Annotated in this window: 14 protein-coding genes; 7 read left to right on the top strand and 7 right to left on the bottom strand. The window is 72.3% G+C overall.

Translation table 11 applies throughout. The features are described from left to right. Nucleotides 1–31 precede the first annotated feature (31 nt). Both ACFVIM_RS21815 and ACFVIM_RS21810 read right to left on the bottom strand, forming a co-directional pair. On the bottom strand, nt 32–349 hold the full coding sequence (locus tag ACFVIM_RS21815) for a DUF4326 domain-containing protein (protein WP_384303669.1): 318 nt from the start codon (nt 347–349) through the stop codon (nt 32–34). 173 nt (nt 350–522) lie between these two features. Then, the gene (locus tag ACFVIM_RS21810; protein ID WP_384303667.1) at nt 523–1,611 is read right to left on the bottom strand and encodes a threonine synthase; all 1,089 of its coding nucleotides are present in this window, start codon (nt 1,609–1,611) and stop codon (nt 523–525) included. 136 nt (nt 1,612–1,747) lie between these two features. Between ACFVIM_RS21810 and ACFVIM_RS21805 the strand changes: the two genes are divergently transcribed. Next, a complete protein-coding gene (locus tag ACFVIM_RS21805; protein ID WP_384303665.1) occupies nt 1,748–2,914 on the top strand; it encodes a DUF4190 domain-containing protein in 1,167 nt (388 codons plus the stop codon). 247 nt (nt 2,915–3,161) lie between these two features. Here ACFVIM_RS21805 and ACFVIM_RS21800 read toward each other — a convergent pair whose 3' ends face one another. Continuing rightward, complete coding sequence (locus ACFVIM_RS21800; RefSeq protein WP_384303663.1) at nt 3,162–4,562, bottom strand: glycoside hydrolase family 18 protein; 1,401 nt, start codon at nt 4,560–4,562, stop codon at nt 3,162–3,164. Between the two features lie 300 nt (nt 4,563–4,862). Between ACFVIM_RS21800 and ACFVIM_RS21795 the strand changes: the two genes are divergently transcribed. From ACFVIM_RS21795 to ACFVIM_RS21775, 5 genes are all read left to right on the top strand, one after another. Further along, nucleotides 4,863–5,615, top strand: coding sequence for a GntR family transcriptional regulator (locus ACFVIM_RS21795; RefSeq protein ID WP_384303661.1), 753 nt, complete (start codon nt 4,863–4,865; stop codon nt 5,613–5,615). A gap of 320 nt (nt 5,616–5,935) precedes the next feature. Further along, entirely contained in the window at nt 5,936–6,106 is a 171-nt protein-coding gene (locus ACFVIM_RS21790; protein ID WP_384303659.1) for an SPOR domain-containing protein, read from the top strand. 482 nt (nt 6,107–6,588) lie between these two features. Then, nucleotides 6,589–6,993 carry a (deoxy)nucleoside triphosphate pyrophosphohydrolase gene (locus tag ACFVIM_RS21785; RefSeq protein WP_384303657.1) on the top strand — a complete coding sequence of 135 codons (405 nt, stop codon included), beginning with the start codon at nt 6,589–6,591 and terminating at the stop codon, nt 6,991–6,993. Nucleotides 6,994–7,255: 262 nt separating this feature from the next. Further along, on the top strand, nt 7,256–7,666 hold the full coding sequence (locus ACFVIM_RS21780) for an ATP-binding protein (RefSeq protein WP_384303655.1): 411 nt from the start codon (nt 7,256–7,258) through the stop codon (nt 7,664–7,666). A gap of 180 nt (nt 7,667–7,846) precedes the next feature. Further along, entirely contained in the window at nt 7,847–10,426 is a 2,580-nt protein-coding gene (locus ACFVIM_RS21775; protein ID WP_384303671.1) for a SpoIIE family protein phosphatase, read from the top strand. 83 nt (nt 10,427–10,509) lie between these two features. Here ACFVIM_RS21775 and ACFVIM_RS21770 read toward each other — a convergent pair whose 3' ends face one another. The 4 genes from ACFVIM_RS21770 to ACFVIM_RS21755 all read right to left on the bottom strand — a co-directional run bounded on the left by ACFVIM_RS21770 (nt 10,510) and on the right by ACFVIM_RS21755 (nt 14,669). After that, nucleotides 10,510–11,283, bottom strand: a complete 774-nt coding sequence (locus ACFVIM_RS21770; RefSeq protein ID WP_384303653.1) for a succinate dehydrogenase/fumarate reductase iron-sulfur subunit — start codon at nt 11,281–11,283, stop codon at nt 10,510–10,512. After that, entirely contained in the window at nt 11,280–13,199 is a 1,920-nt protein-coding gene (locus ACFVIM_RS21765; protein WP_384303651.1) for a fumarate reductase/succinate dehydrogenase flavoprotein subunit, read from the bottom strand. Before ACFVIM_RS21765 ends, ACFVIM_RS21770 begins: the two co-directional genes overlap by 4 nt. Beyond that, a complete protein-coding gene (locus ACFVIM_RS21760) occupies nt 13,200–14,063 on the bottom strand; it encodes a hypothetical protein (protein ID WP_384303649.1) in 864 nt (287 codons plus the stop codon). Nucleotides 14,064–14,414: 351 nt separating this feature from the next. Then, the gene (locus ACFVIM_RS21755; protein WP_384303647.1) at nt 14,415–14,669 is read right to left on the bottom strand and encodes a hypothetical protein; all 255 of its coding nucleotides are present in this window, start codon (nt 14,667–14,669) and stop codon (nt 14,415–14,417) included. Between the two features lie 389 nt (nt 14,670–15,058). Here ACFVIM_RS21755 and ACFVIM_RS21750 point away from each other — a divergent pair, with 389 nt between their 5' ends. After that, on the top strand, nt 15,059–17,485 hold the full coding sequence (locus ACFVIM_RS21750) for an ABC transporter family substrate-binding protein (protein WP_384303645.1): 2,427 nt from the start codon (nt 15,059–15,061) through the stop codon (nt 17,483–17,485). Nucleotides 17,486–17,516: the final 31 nt, after the last annotated feature.

Here is a 17,516-nt window from a genome sequence, read left to right as displayed (position 1 = left end):
GCCATGGGCGGACGCGCCCATGGCCCCGCCCTCACGTCCGGCCGGCGTCCGCCAGTTCCGCGATCACCTCGGCGTGGCACGGCAGCGGGGCGCACCAGCAGCCCAGGCGGTGGCCGCGGAGCTCCGGCAGGAGTCGCAACAGCTCGGGCCGGGCGAGGAGATACGCGCGGTACTGCTCCACGACCTCCTCGCGGGTGCCGTCCGGGCCCGGACGGTAGGGGCAGGCCAGGGGGGAGCCGTCCAGGTGCCAGCCGCCGCGGTGCATGGGGCGGCCCACATAGACGACGTCCGCGTAGGCGGGGTCGTCGCGGTGACCCTTGAGGTTGACGACGCTCGTCCCGCGCTTCATGCGGTCGTCCCGCGCTTCATACCGTCGTCCCGCGCGTCATGCGGTCGTCCCGCGCGTCATGCGGTCGTCCTGCGTCTCATGGGGCGATCATCCGCCCGAGGGGCGGGGGCCGCCATAGGACGCCGAGCCTTCCGCGCGGTGCCGACGCGCCTCCGTTTCCCCGCCGGGTCCGTTCAGACCAGCCCCGTCTTCGCCCCCGCGCCGCAGAGGGGGACCACCGCCGTTCCCTCCGTACGGTCTCCGGCCGCCGCCCAGCACGCCACACCCGTCGCCTCCACGAAGAGGCCCCGGGCGGCGAGGTCGCGCTGGGCGGCCCGGACGCGGTCCTCCGGGACCGTCAGAAAGGTGCCCCCCGACTCCCGTACCGCGCGCAGGATCGCGCGGGCCCGGGGCGGGCGGGGGATCGCGATGCCCTCGGCGAGGGTCGGGCCGATCGCCGGGCCGTCGTCGAGGAGGTCGTCGGCGCCCGCGTGGAAGGCCGCCGCGAGGGGGGCCGCCGCCTCTGCCTGTACGGCGGTCAGGGTCGGCCTGCGGGTGATCAGCCCGTGCTCGTACAGCTCGCCGACGGCGAGGGCGGCGCCGAGCAGCAGCGTCCCGTTGCCGACGGGGAGGACCAGGGTGTCGGGCAGGGTGCCACCGAGGTCCTCCCACAGCTCGTAGACGTAGGTCTTGGTGCCGTGCAGGAAGTACGGGTTGTACACATGGCTGGCGTAGAAGGTGCCGGGTGTGCCGGCGGCGGCGCGGGCGGCCTCGGCGGTGGTCTCCCGGTCGCCCGGTACGGTCTCCAGCCGTGCGCCGTGTGCCCGGATCTGCTCGCACTTCTTCGCTGAGGTCCCCTCGGGGACGTAGACCGTGCACGGCAGGCCCGCGCGGGCGCAGTACGCGGCGACCGACGTCCCCGCGTTGCCGCTGCTGTCCGCGATGACCCGCCGGGGCGCCAGGGTCCGCGCCAGTTCGGCCAGCATCACCGCGCCCCGGTCCTTGAAGGACAGGGTCGGCATCAGATAGTCGAGCTTCGCGCTGACGTGCGCGGTCAGCGGTACGAGAGGGGTGCGGCCTTCTCCCAGCGACACGGTCGGGGCGGTGAGCGGCAGGGCCTCGCGGTACCGCCAGAGCGAGTTGACCCGGCCGGGCAGCTCCGCCGCCGGGACCGGGTCGGCGGTGAAGCCGAGGTCCCAGGGGCCCTGGCAGCGGGGGCAGCGCCAGGAGGCGGTCGCGACGGGGGCGCCGAGGCCACAGAGCGAGCAGAGGTAGGTGGTCATGGAACGTCACCATGGCAGCCCGGTGAGTGACGCGACACACAGGGGTGAACCACCCCGGTGATGTCCTATCGACGCGCTATGGATGGTGTGTTCATACGATGAGCGCCACCGAAGAACCGATGAGGAGCATCACTCCGTGGACCCGACACCGCCCGGTGGACCGCAGCCGAACGCGCAGCCCCCGGGGGAGGGAACGCCGCACCCGGCCTACCAGCCGCATCCGGCCTACCATCCGCAGCAGAGCTTCCCCGGGGCGGTACCGGGGTATCCGCCGCCCCCGCCACCGCCCCCGTCCGTCAACGGCCTCTCCATCGCCTCGCTGGTCACCGGCATCGTCTGCTGCCTCCCGCCGCTCGGACTGGTCCTCGGGACCGTCGCCCTGCGGCAGATCACGGCGAAGGGGCAGCGCGGGCGGGGCCTGGCCGTCGCCGGGGTCTCGCTCTCCGCGGTCAGTACGCTGCTGGCGCTGGTGCTGCTGTTCACCGGAGGCTTCCGGAGCCTCTGGGACGGCTTCCAGGAGGGCATGGAGGAGGGGGCCGGCGTCCGCAGCACCATGGATCTGCGGACGGGCGACTGCCTCAACATCCCCGGTGACTCGCCGGAGGAGAGCGTCAGCGCGACGGTCGACGTCGTCGACTGCGACACGCGCCACGAGGCCGAGATCACCGGCTCGTTCACCCTCACCGGCAAGACCTTCCCCGGCGCCACGCGGATCGAGGAGCAGGCCGACCGGCACTGCACCGCCACCAACGGGGAGTACGCCCTCGACCCCTGGGCGATCCACGACGGCATGGAGGCGTACTACTACCTGCCCACCGAGGAGAGCTGGGACCAGGGCGACCGGACCGTCACCTGCGGATATGCCCACTCCATGGGGTACCGGGTGACGGGTTCGCTGCGCGGCGACGCGACCACGCTGAAGGCCCCCCAACTCGCCTATCTGCGGGCGGAGAGCGGGGTCGGCCGGGCCGCCGCCGACGAGCCCGTCGCGCGCGGAGCGGACGCGCTCACGCCGCTTCGCGCCTGGGCCGGGCGGATGTCCGACACCCTCGGCACCCAGGGCGACGCCCTGCGCTCCGCCACCTGGGCCCCGGGTGTCGAGGAGCCGATCGCCGAGCGGGCGCAGGAGTTCGACCAGGCCCGCGCGCACTATGAGCGCGCGCAGCGGGCGCGGAGCGAGGAGGCGTTCCGCGGGCATGTGCTGGCGGGGCAGAAGAGCCTGCGGCAGCCGACGGAACTGGCGGTACGGAAGGGACTGGGGCTGCGGACCGAACCGGCGGCCGATCCGGAACGTTCGTCCTGAAGGGGGCGTCTCCTTCAGGGGGCGTCTCCTGAAGGGGCGGGCGCGGGGGTTCATGGGGCTTCTCGCCGGCCTGTGGACGTGCGCTCCCAGAGCCGGGCCCGCCCCTGCACGTGACGCCATCCCGGCACACGCCATCCCGCACCGGCACGCGCGAGAGGCCGGTGCCCCGGGCCACCGACAGCCCCGAGCACCGGCCTCGTTCAAAGGGCGCGACCCGGCCCCCGGTACCGGGTCGCGCCGTGCCGCGTCAGCGGCGGCCGAGTCCGCGGTCGACGGTCCTCATCAGCTCGCCGTCCGCGGTGTCCCCGTCGAGGGACCAGAACATCGCGCCGCCCAGACCGTTCTCACGGATGTACTCGGTCTTGGCGCGCAGCACCTTGGGGTCGTCGTAGGTCCACAGCGTGGTGCCGTCGAAGATCCAGGCCTGGCCGTGCTTCCGGTGCACCTTGTACGTGCCCGACGCGACCAGCTTCTTCAGCGCCTTGTAGTCCTCGTACCCCGGTGAGTAGGTCGCGGGCGCGGGGCGCGCGGCGGGCTGGCCCATGCCGTCGCCGCCGCCGGTGACACCGGTCCAGCCCTGTCCGTACATCGGGATGCCCATCACCAGCTTGTGGGCGGGCGCGCCGCGCTTGAGCCAGTCCGTGACGGTCTGGTGGACGCTGAAGTCGCCGCGGGCGTAGAGCGCCGACTGCTGGGCCGTGGTCTTCTCACCCGAGACGTGGAAGTCGTAGCCCTGGAGGTTGACGAAGTCGAAGTCCTTCATCAGCTTCCGGACCTCGAACCCCGCGTCGATCTTGGCGGGCGCGGTCGGTACATAGGCGCTGAGGTCGTAGTGCTTGCGCTTGCCCTGCGTCTTCGCGTACGCGTCGAGCTGTACCCGGAACTCGCGGATCAGCGCGGTGAAGTTCTGCTTGTCCTCGGGGCGGAAGACGGTGTCGTCGTCGCCCGAGGAGCCCGGCCACTCCCAGTCGACGTCGATGCCGTCGAAGAGCCCGGCGGCCGAGCCCTGGCCGCCCCGCGCGCCGTCCGCGGGCAGGTTGCCCTTGATGTAGAGGTCGACGCAGGAGGAGACGAGCTTCTTGCGCTTCTCGGCGGTGAGGACCGCGTCGGAGAAGTGCGTGGACCAGCTCCAGCCGCCCAGCGAGATCATCACCTTGAGGCCGGGGTGCTTGGCCTTGAGTTCCCGCAGTTCGTTGAAGGAGCCCGCGAGGCGCTGGGTGTCGTTGTCGCCGACGCCGTCGACGGAGTCCGCGGCGGGGACCGGGCGCTTGTAGTCGGCCCAGGAGTCGCTCTCACCGGGCGGGCCGCCGTCGATGAAGCAGCGGCCGTCGGCGCTGACGTTGCCGAAGGCGTAGTTGATGTGGGTCAGCTTGGCCGCCTGGCCGTTGGTGTCCAGGTCCTTGACCTGGAAGTCGCGGCCGTAGATGCCCCACTGGGTGAAGTAGCCGATGCGCTTGTAGGAGCGGCGGTCATCGTCATCGCCATCGTCATGGGTGGAGGCGACGGCGGCACTCCGTCCCGAGGTCGCGCTGGTCTTCGCGGTCGCCTCCACCCCGGCGGGCTCGGCGACGGCCGTGGGCGCGAGGGTGGCGAGCAGGGCCAGCGAGCTGGTCGCGACCGCCGTGCGGACAAGGGTTGTTCGACGCATGTGACTCATTCCTGTGTGAGCTCCGGCGGGTGCGGCCGCCGGAACGTCTCCGTGAACGGGCGTCGTGCAGTGAGGAGGACCGTATTGGTCTGGACCTTTGAGCGCAATGGGTCGGAGCCGGAAGGATCCACCGCCTCGGCCATAAAGGTGGGTACGGGAGATAAGTCCCCTTCTCTGCTTCTCGGGGAGGGCCCCGGTGAGCTGATGTCATCACTTCGGGTGAAGCTGTGGCCTTTGGTTGCGGCCAACAACCGTGGGTTGCCAGGCTGTTGCTGTCTGTCAATGTGAGGGGAGTGGTCCGTGGTCTTCGGTGAACAGCCCGCCTATCTGCGAGTGGCCAGCGATCTCCGTCAGAAAATCGTCAGCGGTTCACTGCCGCCCCACACCCGTCTCCCCTCCCAGGCCCGTATCCGCGAGGAGTACGGAGTCTCGGACACCGTCGCGCTGGAGGCCCGCAAGGTGCTCATGGCGGAGGGTCTGGTCGAGGGCCGCTCCGGATCCGGCACCTATGTCCGCGAACGCCCCGTGCCCCGCCGGATCGCCCGCTCGGGCTTCCGGCCCGCGGGCGGGGCCACTCCCTTCCGTCAGGAGCAGTCGGCCGACGGTGTCCGCGGCGCCTGGGAGTCCAGCAGCCAGCAGGCGCGGGCCGACCGCGAGGTCGCCGCCCGGCTCGATGTCGACCCGGGGGAGCGGGTGATGCGCACCCGGTATGTCTTCCGTGACGGCGGCGAGACGATGATGCTCTCCACCTCCTGGGAGCCCCTCGCCGTGACGGGGCGCACCCCGGTGATGCTCCCCGAGGAGGGGCCGCTCGGCGGCTGCGGGGTGGTGGAGCGGATGGCCGCCATCGGCGTCGTCGTCGACAACGTCGCCGAGGAGGTCGGCGCCCGTCCCGGGCTCGCCGAGGAACTGCTGGCCCTCGGCGGCGTCCCGGGCCATGTCGTCGTCGTGGTGGCCCGCACCTTCTATGCCTCCGGCCGCCCGGTCGAGACGGCCGACCTGGTGGTCCCGGCCGACCGCTACCGCCTCTCGTACCACCTGCCGGTGCGGTGAGGCGGTGTACGGGGTGGACCGGTGCGGGGCCGCGTCGCGACCCCGGCGCCCGGTGACCCGGTGACCCGGTGACCCGGTGGCGTGCGTGGGGGGCGGTCGGGGGGCGTACGCGCGGTGCGCGAGCGGAGCGGGGGTGGTGCGCGGCGCGGCGCCGGGGGCCGGATGCGCCGGGGCGCTCCGGCGAGTGCGCCTCCTCTTTCCTATCTCTTTGTATAAAGCCGTATCCGCTCCGTGAAGGTCAGGCGTAGGCTCCGGCATATGCATGTTGCGGTTTCCCGGAGATCATCAGCCCTGTGCGCGCCGACGGACGGAGGCGAGCGATGAACGACGGCAGTCCCGTACTCCCCTGGCTCCTCATACGGCAGGAGGACAACGGCAACCGCTACCGCGTCGGGAGATACGCGACGGAGGACGAGGCGCGCAGACAGGCCGACTCCCTCTGCGGTGAGGGGCACCGGCCGCTCTACCGGGTGGAGCGCCTCGGGGCGTGAGTCCCGCGCGTCGCGTCGGGGTGTGAGTGCCGTCCGCCCCCTCGGTGCCGTCCGCCCCTTCGGTGGCGCACGGGCCCGGCGTGCGGTGGGCCTCCGGATGGCGATGGCGCGCCCCGGGCGTGGTGACGGGCCCCGGTCCGCCGCCACACCCGGGGCGCGCGGCGCCTCCGGCGCACACCCGGCGGGCCTGACCTCCGGCACCCGGGGTGACGCCCGCCCTCTGGTCCGTTCGCCTCCTCTGTCCGGTCCGTTCGCGCCCCTTTCCTCGTCCGTTCGCATGGCTCTCGGGTTCCCCGCGCGGCCGGAGGGAACGGGCCCGCGGCTTCTCCCGGGCGTGGTGACGGGGCGCAGTTCGGGGGGCGTACGGCGGCGGGCCCCGCTTCGGGGGCGTACGGCGGTGGGGCGTGCGCGGCGCCCGGCACGCCGGGAGCGCCCGGTACCCCGCGCGGTCCCCGCCCGCACGCGGCAGTACGCTCCGGCGCATGACAGAACGCATGGTCGTGGCCGGAGCCGTGTTCGACCGGGGCAGACTGCTCGCCGCGCGCCGCAGCGCCCCGGAGGAACTCGCCGGACGCTGGGAGCTCCCCGGGGGAAAGCTGGAACCGGGCGAGCGCCCGGAGGAGGCGCTGGTGCGCGAGCTGCGCGAGGAGCTGGGCGTCGAGACCGAACCGGTGGAGCGGATCCCGGGCGAGTGGCCCCTCAAGCCCGGCTATGTCCTCCAGGTCTGGGCGGTACGACTGCTCTCCGGCGAGCCCCGGCCGCTGGAGGACCATGACGAGCTGCGCTGGCTGGGGCCCGAGGAGACGCACACGGTGGACTGGCTCGACCAGGACCTTCCCGCCGTCGCCGAGGCGGCTCGGCTGCTGCGGGAGGGGGCCCGGGGCTGACCCGGGTGGACCGGGGGCCGGCGGGAGGCGACGGCGGTGATCGGGGCGGGGGCCGGGTGGATCCGGGCCGATCAGGGTGGGCCGAAGCGTTGGACCGTAGCCCGGATGGGCGTGGCATGAACGCGGGATCAGAGGGAAGGCGACGAGGTACGTGGGAGGAACGGGTGGCCCACCGGGTCCAGGGGGATACCCGAGCCACTATGCCGGGTATATCCGTACTAGATCCCCGAAAAGGGGCACGGCTCTGCTGCTGGTTCCGGAAGTGAGCGGCGTGATCGACACCGACGGCGTCCGTGCCGAATGGACCTTCCCCGCCGAGGCGGGCGCCGTGCGCACCGCGCGTCACGCGGTCCGCGACACCCTGCGCTCCTGGGGCCTGGACCCGGCGGTGGGTGACACCACCGTCCTGCTCGTCAGCGAACTGGTGACCAACTCGCTGCGGTACGCCTACGGCCCCATCGGCGTGCGGCTGGAGCGGCACGGTGAGGATTCGCCCTCCCTGCTGGTCGAGGTCTCCGACCCGCTGCCGGATCCGCCGACCGAGCGGGACGCGGCCCCCGACGACGAACGCGGTCGCGGGCTCCAACTGGTCGCCGACTCCTCCCAGCGCTGGGGTACCAGACGGGGCAGAACGGGCAAGACCGTGTGGTTCGAGCTCGCTCTCACCGGTTAAAAGTGTGAAGGAACAACGATCACGGCCGGGGCGGCGCAAAATGAACGAGACCGTGATGTGATCGTGAACGCCGTGTCCACCAGGGCCGTAGTGCTGAATACTGCGGTCATGGCCGGTCCGGTGCGGTGAGCTGGAGGGGACGGTCGCGTGAGCGAGACTTCTGAGACGACGAGCGGTGCCCTGTGGCAGAGCAGCCCGCCTGGCTCGATCTATGACTACATCAAGGTCGCGTCCTTCTCGGTCGGGCCCGATGGGCTGGTGGACCAGTGGAGCGCGCGCGCCGTGGACCTCTTCGGGCTGACCGCGGCCGAGGTGCGCGGCAAGGACCCGATCGAGCTGCTTCTCCCCCCTGACCTGCGCTCACGCGGTCGCCGTCAGATCGCGGAGATCCTCGACGGCAAGGAGTGGACGGGCCTGGTGCCCTTCCGTGCCCCTGGGGGTCACGGGCCGCAAGGGGTCGCCGAGGTCTATGTCATGCCGAGTGAGACGGAGGCCGGGGAGCGGGCCGCGCTCTGTATCGTCGTCGATGTCCGCGCCCTGCGGTCCATTGAGACGGAGCTGGCCGCCGCACAGTCCATATTCGGCCAATCCCCTTTTGGGTTTCTGCTCTTCGGTACCGACCTCAGGGTCCGCCGTGCCAACCAGCGCTTCGCCTCCCTCTTCGGCGGCACCGTGGAGGAGCAGTGCGGACGTACCGTGCATGACTACCTCAGCCGGTCCGAGGCCGACCGGATGGCGGCCTCCCTGCGCCGCGTCCTGGAGACCGGTGAGTCCGCGCTCGACCTCCAGCTCGTCGGCACCACCGCGCGCAGCGCCGAACGCCGCCACTGGTCCGTCAACCTCTACCGGGTGCACAGCGCCTCCGGACGGCCCATCGGCGTGGCGGGCATAGGCACCGATGTGACCCGGCGGCATGTCGCCGCCCGCGAGGCGGCCAGCGCCCGGCGCAACCTGGCGCTCCTCAACGAGGCCAGCGCCCGCATCGGCAACTCCCTCGATCTGGAGACCACCGCCCGCGAACTCCTCGACGTCGCCGTCCCCGGCTTCTGCGACCTCGCCTCCGTCGACCTCTACCAGGGGCTCCTCAGCGGCGACGAGACCCCGCCGGGACAGCCGGGCGCTGCCCACGGCGAGTCGTACGGCGGAGGGAGCGCCCCCCTGCGCCGGGTCGCCTTCGCCAGCGCCGTCTCCGACGCCCCGCTGATCACCACCCCCGGCTGCGGCTCCCGTGACGGCACCCCCACCGCCGTCGGCGAGGTCCACCGCTACACCTCCTCCTCCCCCTGCGCCAACGCCCTGCGCACCGCCCGGGTCCAGTCCATCCCCGGCAAGGACGGCACCCTCGTCCAGTCCACCCTCGCCGTGCCCCTGGTCGCCCATGACACCGTCGTGGGACTGGTCCAGTTCTCCCGGACGAAGGGGAGCGAGCCCTTCGGCGAACGCGACCGGGCGCTCGCGGTCGAGCTCGCCGCGCGGGCCGCCGTCTGTATCGACAACGCCCGCCTCTACCGCCGGGAGCATGAGCGGGCACTGATCCTCCAGCGCAGCCTGCTGCCCCCGGGCGACCCCGAGGCGGCCGGACTCGACATCGCCTGCCGCTATCTGCCCGGCACCACGGCCACCGAGGTCGGCGGCGACTGGTTCGACGTCATCGAACTGCCCGGTCACCGCACCGCGCTCGTCGTCGGCGATGTCATGGGCCGCGGACTGCGGGCCGCCGTCGCCATGGGCGAGCTGCGCACCGCCGTACGGACCCTGGCCCTGCTCGATCTCGAACCCGCCGAGGTGCTCTCCGCGCTCGACGAGGTCGCCCGGGGGCTCGGCAGCCCGCTCGGCCGCCAGCAGGCCGGGCGCGGCGCGCCCCGCACCCGGGAGGCCGGACGCGGTGGGCTCACCGATCCGGCCGGCCCCGCCGATCCGGCCGATCCCGCCGAGGTGTACCTCGCCACCTGCGTCTACGCCGTCTACGACCCCGTGACCCGGCGCTGCACCTTCGCCAACGCCGGACATCTGCCGCCCGTCCTGGTCGAACCCGGGGAGGCGGCACTGCTGCTCGATGTGCCGCCGGGAATGCCGCTCGGCGTCGGCGGCGAACCCTTCGAGGAAGTCGAGGTCGACGTCCCGGAGGGCTCGCTCCTCGCCCTCTACACCGACGGCCTGGTCGAATCCCGGCACCATCCGCTCGACGAGGGACTGCGCGCCTTCCGTACCGCGCTCACCGAGCCCGCCCACCCGGCGGCCCTGGAGGACGTCTGCGACCACGTGCTCTCCACCCTCGACACCCGCCATGGCGAGGACGACATCGCCCTGCTGATGGCCCGGGTACGAGGACTGCCCCAGGAGGCCGTCGGCGACTGGGTCCTGCCGCGCGAACCCCGCTCGGTCGGCCGCGCCCGGGAACTCTCCCGCGCCCTGCTGGCCTCCTGGGGGCTGGAGCCCCTGGTCGACACCGTCGAACTGCTGGTGAGCGAACTCGTCACCAACGCCCTGCGGTACGGGGAGGGCGAGATACGCCTGCGGCTGCTCAAGGAGCGGACGCTGGTGTGCGAGGTCTGGGACTCGGGGCTGGTACAGCCGCGGCGGCGGCGGGCGCGGGACACGGACGAGGGCGGGCGGGGGTTGCAGCTGGTGGGGCTGCTGAGCGCGGCATGGGGGTCGAGAAGGACGCCGCGGGGGAAGACGGTCTGGTTCGAGCTGGGGCTCCCGGACGGTGACCCCGCCACCGAACCCACCATCGACCAGCTCCTCAGCATGTTCTGAACCCCCTCGCGGGCCGGTCCATGGACACGCCCTGGTCCGCGAGGTGGGGCGGGCCCACCACGGGGTGAGCCCGCCCGGCCGGGTCAGGAGCTGGGGCGGCGGAGGATCTTGGAGCCGAGCCAGACCAGCGGGTCGTACTTGCGGTCCACCGCTCGCTCCTTCAGCGGGATCAGCGCGTTGTCCGTGATCTTGATCCCCTCCGGGCACACCTCCGTACAGCACTTGGTGATGTTGCAGTAGCCCAGCCCGTGCTCCTCCTGCGCGGTCCGTTTGCGGTCCAGTCCCGCCGAGTCCGCCGCGTCCAGCGGGTGCATGTCCAGTTCGGCCACCCGCATCAGGAAGCGCGGTCCCGCGAAGGCGGTCTTGTTCTCCTCGTGGTCACGGACGACATGGCAGGTGTCCTGGCACAGGAAGCACTCGATGCACTTGCGGAACTCCTGGGAGCGGTCCACATCGACCTGCCGCATCCGGTACTCGCCCGCCGCCACGCCGGGCGGCGGCACGAAGGAGGGCACCTCACGGGCCTTGGTGTAGTTGAAGGAGACATCGGTGACCAGGTCCCGCTGGACCGGGAAGGCCCGCAGCGGGGTCACCGTGATCGTCTCCTCCCGGGAGAAGACGGACATCCGGGTCATGCACATCAGCCGGGGCCTGCCGTTGATCTCCGCGCTGCACGACCCGCACTTGCCCGCCTTGCAGTTCCAGCGGACCGCGAGGTCGGGCGCCTGGGTGGCCTGGAGCCGGTGGATGATGTCGAGGACGACCTCGCCGTCGTTGACCTCGACGGTGAAGTCCGCCAGGCCGCCGCCGTTCTGGTCGCCCCGCCACACCCGGAACGCGGCTTGGTACGCACTCACTCGGGAAGCTCCTCTTCGGCCAGGTACTTGACCAGCTCTTCCCTCGCGAAGAGGGCGAGCAGATCGGGACGGATGGGCTCGGTGGTGGTACGGGTGAGCGCGATCTGGTCGCGCGCGGGGTCGGGTTTCTCGCCGTGCGGGTCGGCGAGCGAGCAGAGCAGGTTCACCCGCCGCCAGGCGCGGTCCATCACCGGGTGGTCCTCGCGGGTGTGCCCGCCCCGGCTCTCGGTGCGCTCCAGGGCGGCCCGGGCGACGCATTCGCTGACCAGCAGCATGTTCCGCAGGTCCAGGGCGAGGTGCCAGCCCGGGTTGAACTGGCGGTGCCCCTCCACCCCGCAGTGCGCCGCGCGGGTGCGCAGCCCGGCCAGCCGCTCCAGGGCCTGTTCCATCTCTCCCTCCCGGCGGATGATGCCGACGAGGTCGTTCATGGTCTGCTGGAGTTCCTGGTGCAGGGTGTACGGGTTCTCCATCGGCCCCTCGGCCAGGTCGCCGTCCGGGTGGAAGGGCCGCAGTGCCTCACTGGCGGCGGCCTCCACCTGGTCGTCGGCGACCATGGCCGCGGGCCCCTCCGCCGCGTACCGTGCCGCGTGCAGTCCGGCGCGGCGGCCGAAGACGAGCAGGTCGGAGAGGGAGTTGCCGCCGAGCCGGTTGGAGCCGTGCATCCCGCCCGCGACCTCGCCCGCGGCGAAGAGCCCGGGTACCCCCTGGGCGGCGGCGGTGTCGGAGTCGACGGCGATCCCGCCCATCACGTAGTGGCAGGTCGGGCCGACCTCCATCGCCTCGGCGGTGATGTCGACATCGGCCAGCTCCTTGAACTGGTGGTACATCGAGGGCAGCCGCCGCCGGATGACCTCGGCGGGCATCCGGGTGGAGACATCGAGGAAGACCCCTCCGGCCGGGGAGCCCCGGCCCGCCTTGACCTCCTCGTTGATGGCGCGGGCCACTTCGTCGCGGGGGAGCAGTTCGGGCGGCCGGCGGTTGTTGTCCGGGTCCTCGTACCAGCGGTCGCCCTCCTCCTCCGACCGCGCGTACTTCTCCTTGAAGACCTCGGGGATGTAGTCGAACATGAACCGTTTGCCGTCGGAGTTGCGCAGTACCCCGCCGTCGCCGCGCACGGACTCGGTGACGAGGATCCCCTTCACCGAGGGCGGCCAGACCATCCCGGTCGGATGGAACTGCACGAACTCCATGTTCACCAGGGGCGCGCCCGCCAGCAGCGCGAGGGCCTGGCCGTCGCCGGTGTACTCCCAGGAGTTCGAGGTCACCTTGAAGGACTTGCCGATCCCGCCGGTGGCGAGGACGACGGAGGGGGCCTCCAGCACGAAGAAGCGGCCGGATTCGCGGGCGTAGCAGAAGGTTCCGGCGACCCGGTCGCCGTCCTTGAGGATCCGGGTGACGGTGCACTCCTGGAAGACCTTCAGCCGGGCCTCGTAGTCGCCGAGGGCGGCCTTGTCCTCCTGCTGGAGGGAGACGATCTTCTGCTGGAGGGTGCGGATCAGCTCCAGCCCGGTGCGGTCGCCGACATGGGCGAGCCGGGGGTACTCATGGCCGCCGAAGTTGCGCTGGGAGATGCGTCCGTCGGCGGTGCGGTCGAAGAGGGCGCCCCAGGTCTCCAGCTCCCAGACCCGGTCGGGGGCCTCCTGGGCGTGGAGTTCGGCCATCCGCCACTGGTTGAGGAACTTGCCGCCGCGCATGGTGTCACGGAAGTGGACCTGCCAGTTGTCGCCCGCGTTGACATTGCCCATGGAGGCGGCGACGCCGCCCTCGGCCATCACGGTGTGGGCCTTGCCGAAGAGGGACTTGCAGATCACCGCCGTACGGGCGCCCTGGGACCGGGCCTCGATGGCGGCGCGCAGACCGGCCCCGCCCGCGCCCACCACCACGACGTCCCACTGCTGGCGTTCGAGCTGGGTCATCTAGAAGAACCTCGGATCGTCGAAGGCGCCGGACGCGATGAGATAGACGTAGAAGTCGGCGAGGGCGACGCTGATCAGGGACGCCCAGGCGAGCTGCATATGGCGGCCGTTGAGGGCGCTGACCCAGCCCCAGAACCGGTAGCGCACCGGATGGCGGGAGAAGTGGCGCAGCCGTCCGCCGACGATATGGCGGCAGGAGTGGCAGGAGAGGGTGTAGGCCCAGATCAGGACGGAGTTCGCCAGGAAGATCAGCGTTCCGAGCCCCATGTGTCCCCAGGCGTAGTGCTCGTCCCGGAAGGTGAGGACGGTGTCGTACGTGAGGATCCCGGCGACCGGCACCGCGGCGTAGAAGAAGTACCGGTGGACGTTCTGGAGGATCAGCGGGAAGCGGGTCTCCCCGCTGTACGAACGGTGCGGCTCGGCGACGGCGCAGGCGGGCGGCGAGGCCCAGAAGCCCCGGTAATACGCCTTGCGGTAGTAGTAGCAGGTCAGCCGGAAGCCGAGCGGGAAGACCAGGATCAGCAGGGCGGGCGAGAGCCCCCACCAGCTGCCGAAGATCTCCCAGTTGGGGCCGCCCTTCATGGGGACGCAGTTCTCGGCGAGGCAGGGGGAGTAGAAGGGGGAGACGTACGGGGCCGCGTAGTAGTCCGCGTTGCCGAAGGCCCGCCAGGTGGAGTACGCGATGAAGGCGAGCAGCCCGGCCGCCGTCAGAGCGGGCGAGAGCCACCAGCGGTCGGTGCGCAGATGGCGGGCGGCGATGGCGGCGCGGGTGGCGCTGTGGACGCCGGTACGGGGGCCGGCGCCGGGGTCGGGGCCCGCGGTGGGGCCGCTGCGGATGTGGGGTGGTTCGGTGCCAGTGGCCAAGGGGCTCTCCTAGGGGGCCTGTCCTTGGGAGGGGTGGGTGGTGCGGGACAGCGGTGCGTGCCGCAGGGGCGCCGGTGCGCGCCGCGCGCGGTGGTCTCTCCAGCGCGGCGCGGCCAGGGAACGACGGTCCGGGGGTACGCGGGGGCCGGGCCCGGTCGCGCGGGGCGTGCCGGTCCCGGGAGGGCCGGAACCGGCACGGCTGCCGCGGGCCTGCCGGCGCCGAGCCCGTGCGTACCGAGCCTGTGCGTACCGAGCCCGTGCGTACCGAGCCTGTGCGTACCGGCCCTGTGCGTACCGAGCCCGTACGCACGGGACCGGTACGCACCCGCCCCCGCCCCGCGAGCGCCGGTCTCAGGGCGCGTGACGGTCACGGAGGCCGAGGCCCTCGTCGTCGGAGTCCGTCCACAGGGCGTGGTTGTAGGGGGTGTCGGGGATGGTGACCAGCTCCGTACGGTCCAGGGCCCTCGCGCGCGCGGCCCGGTCGGTGGAGCCGCCGTTGTGCGCGGCGCCCCGTAGCCGTTCGACGGTGTGCTCCAGCTCGCCGACGCGCTGGACCAGCTCATCGAGGCGCCGCTGCAACGCGGTCAGGTCTTCCTGCTGGGACATGACGTGTCCTCACTTCCGCAGGGGTGCGGGTGGCGTCGTTTCACGCGCCTGCGAGTGTCGCGCGTCACATCCCGCTTGGGAAGGGGGCGCACGTGACCAGCCCGTCCGCGTTGACGCCGCATCCCTGGCCGTTGATCCGCTAAGAGGGATCCATTTTCTCCGCTTTGGTCCGTGTTCGCGGGAGGGCCCCCTGGGCCGCCCGGGTGACGTTACGAGGCGATAGCGCCGTGTCTGCGCCCCCCGCACACTTTCGTCCTCTTCAGTGAGGCGGAGCCAGTGTGATCATCCCAAATCCATGTGAATCAGTGCAGATCTTTGTGAACACATGGAATGCATAGAGATCCGCAAGAAGCATGAGACTTCATGTAATGGATGGAGAGGTACAGCCCATGTCCCAGGTCACGGGGCCCTCCTCCCGCACCCTCCGCTCCATGGCGCTGCTCGCCGGCGGGGTGCTCGCGCTGCCCGCCCTCACCGGGTGCGGCGCCGATGACTCCGGGACCGGCGACGCCGCGCCCCAGGACATCGCGGCGACCGCCCGGGACGAGGTCGCCGACGGCGGAACCCTGCGCTGGGCGGTCGACGCCATGCCGACCACGCTCAACACCTTCCAGGCCGACGCCGACGCCGTCACCGGCCGGGTCGCCCAGGCGGTGCTCCCCGCGCTCTTCACCCTCGACGAGAAGGGCCGCCCCCAGCGCCACCCCGACTTCCTGGAGTCGGCGAAGGTCGTCGACCGCGAGCCCCGCCAGGTCGTCCTCTACAAGCTCGACCAGAAGGCGGTCTGGAGCAACGGCCGGGAGATCGGCGCCCCCGACTTCGTCGCCCAGTGGCGGGCCCTCAGCGGCAAGGACACCGCCTACTGGACCGCGCGCAACGCCGGGTACGACCGGATCGAGGAGATCCAGAAGGGCGCCAACGACCTGGAGGTCAAGGTCACCTTCAAGAAGCCCTACGCCGACTGGCGCTCCCTGTTCACCCCGCTCTACCCGAAGGAGGTGACCGGGACCCCGGCCTCCTTCAACGACGGCGCGCGCACCGAGCTCAAGGCCACGGCGGGCCCCTTCCGGATCGCCGGCCTGGACCGCAAGCGCGGCACCGTCACCCTCGCCCGCAACCCGCGCTGGTGGGGTGAGCCCGCCAAACTGGACTCCCTGGTCCTCACCGCCGTCCCCCGGGAGAAGCGGGCCGCCGCGCTGGCCGCCGCGACCGTGGACGTGGCCGAGATCGACCGCTCGATCGCCGACCGCATCGCCCTGTCCGTACGGAACAAGGGCGCGACCGGTCCGCGTCCGCCCGCCCACGGCCCCGACGGCGCCCTGGCCGGAGCGCCGCGCGCGCTCGGGCCGGCCCTCTCGCCCTCCGCCCAGCTCCGGCTCTGGGCCCAGGCCAACGGCTCGGACGAGGAACTCGCCGAGGCGGCGCAGACCGCCGTCCGCCGCAACGCGGCCGCCGTCCGCGGCTACACCACCGAACAGAGGACGCTGCGGGGCTATCTGGTCCGCAGATCCCTGGAGCCCGCCTACACCCAGCTCGCGCTGAACGGCGAGTCCGGGCCGCTCGCCGACGACCGGGTCCGCCGGGCCGTCGTCCGCGCCATCGACCGGGGCGAGCTGGCCGAGGCCGTGCTGCGCCCGCTCGGGCTCCCCGCCCGTCCGCCCGGCAGCCATCTCGCGCTGGCGGGCCAGTACGCCTACGCGGACAACAGCGGCGCGCTCGGCCAGTACAGCACCCAGGAGGCGCGCGCCCTGCTCGCCGACGCGGGCTGGGTCCCCGGCGGCGCGCTGCGCCAGCCCCGCCCGGCGAAGGCGGGCCCCAGCGGCAGCCCCGCGCCCATCCCCTCCACGGAGGAGCAGGACGAGATCGTCGACTCCGGCGGCAGCCTCCTCGACAGCGAGGAGGACGAGAAGAACCCGGGACCGCGTGCCACCGCGCCGCACGCCGTGCCGCGGGCCATGCCCGGGTCGGCGCTCTCGCCGGTCGCCTTCACCCGCCCGCTGCCGGCCGCGGTCCGGCCCGCCGCCGACGACGGTCTGTATATCGTCGACGACACCGCCGCCGTCGCCGACGGTACGCAGGTACTGGCCCCGGCCCCCGCGCTCTACCAGGACCTCTCCGTCCAGCCTCGGGCCGCCGCCTACGCCACCGACTCCAGCGACCGCAGGGACGCCAAGAGCGGAGTCGCGGGCGCCTACGCCCCGGCCGGTACGGCGGCCCCCGCCCCGGCCGGCAGCGCGGCCCCCGTCGCCGCCGGAGGGCGGCTCGGCAAGGACGGCAAACCGCTCAACCTGCGGTTCGTCCTCCCGTCGGGACCCGGCTCGGAGTCGCTGCGGACGGTGGGGGAGCGGATCGTCCGGATGCTCGACGCGATCGGGATCCAGACCGAGGTCGTCCAGGTCTCGGACGCGAGCTACTTCAAGGACCACATCGCGTCGGGCCAGTACGATCTCGCGCTCTACTCCTGGCCCGCCACCGCCTACCCGGCGACCGACGCCCGGCCCGTCTTCGCCAAGCCCAAGCCCGCCAGCGACGGCTCCCTGCTCGTGGAGCAGAACTACACCCGTGTCGGTACCGACTACATCGACCAGCTCTTCGAGCAGGCCGCCGCCGAACTGGACGAGAAGGAGGCACGCGAGCTGGTGCGGCGGGCGGACGCGCGGATCTGGGCCGCCGCCGGGTCGGTGCCGCTGTTCCAGCGGCCGGAGCTGGTGGCGGTGAAGCCGAAGGTACGGAACGCCGGGGCGTTCGGCTTCGCCCCGCCCCGCTACGAGAACATCGGCTTCGCCAAGCCCAAGCCCGTCAAGCGCTCCCGCTGACCCCCTGTGACGGCCCGCCCCGGGACGGGGC

Source organism: Streptomyces sp. NPDC057638 (assembly GCF_042800315.1).
GTDB lineage: Bacteria > Actinomycetota > Actinomycetes > Streptomycetales > Streptomycetaceae > Streptomyces.
Note: the sequence above shows the minus strand (reverse complement) of the source record. Positions and strands in the feature narration are given on the sequence as shown.

Bases quoted from the DNA above. Each gene is read 5' to 3' on its own strand.
- ACFVIM_RS21815 (WP_384303669.1), bottom strand. From the start codon at position 349: ATGAAGCGCGGGACGAGCGTCGTCAACCTCAAGGGTCACCGCGACGAC.
- ACFVIM_RS21810 (WP_384303667.1), bottom strand. From the start codon at position 1,611: ATGACCACCTACCTCTGCTCGCTCTGTGGCCTCGGCGCCCCCGTCGCG.
- ACFVIM_RS21800 (WP_384303663.1), bottom strand. From the start codon at position 4,562: ATGCGTCGAACAACCCTTGTCCGCACGGCGGTCGCGACCAGCTCGCTG.
- ACFVIM_RS21790 (WP_384303659.1), top strand. From the start codon at position 5,936: ATGAACGACGGCAGTCCCGTACTCCCCTGGCTCCTCATACGGCAGGAG.
- ACFVIM_RS21785 (WP_384303657.1), top strand. From the start codon at position 6,589: ATGACAGAACGCATGGTCGTGGCCGGAGCCGTGTTCGACCGGGGCAGA.
- ACFVIM_RS21765 (WP_384303651.1), bottom strand. From the start codon at position 13,199: ATGACCCAGCTCGAACGCCAGCAGTGGGACGTCGTGGTGGTGGGCGCG.
- ACFVIM_RS21755 (WP_384303647.1), bottom strand. From the start codon at position 14,669: ATGTCCCAGCAGGAAGACCTGACCGCGTTGCAGCGGCGCCTCGATGAG.
- ACFVIM_RS21750 (WP_384303645.1), top strand. From the start codon at position 15,059: ATGTCCCAGGTCACGGGGCCCTCCTCCCGCACCCTCCGCTCCATGGCG.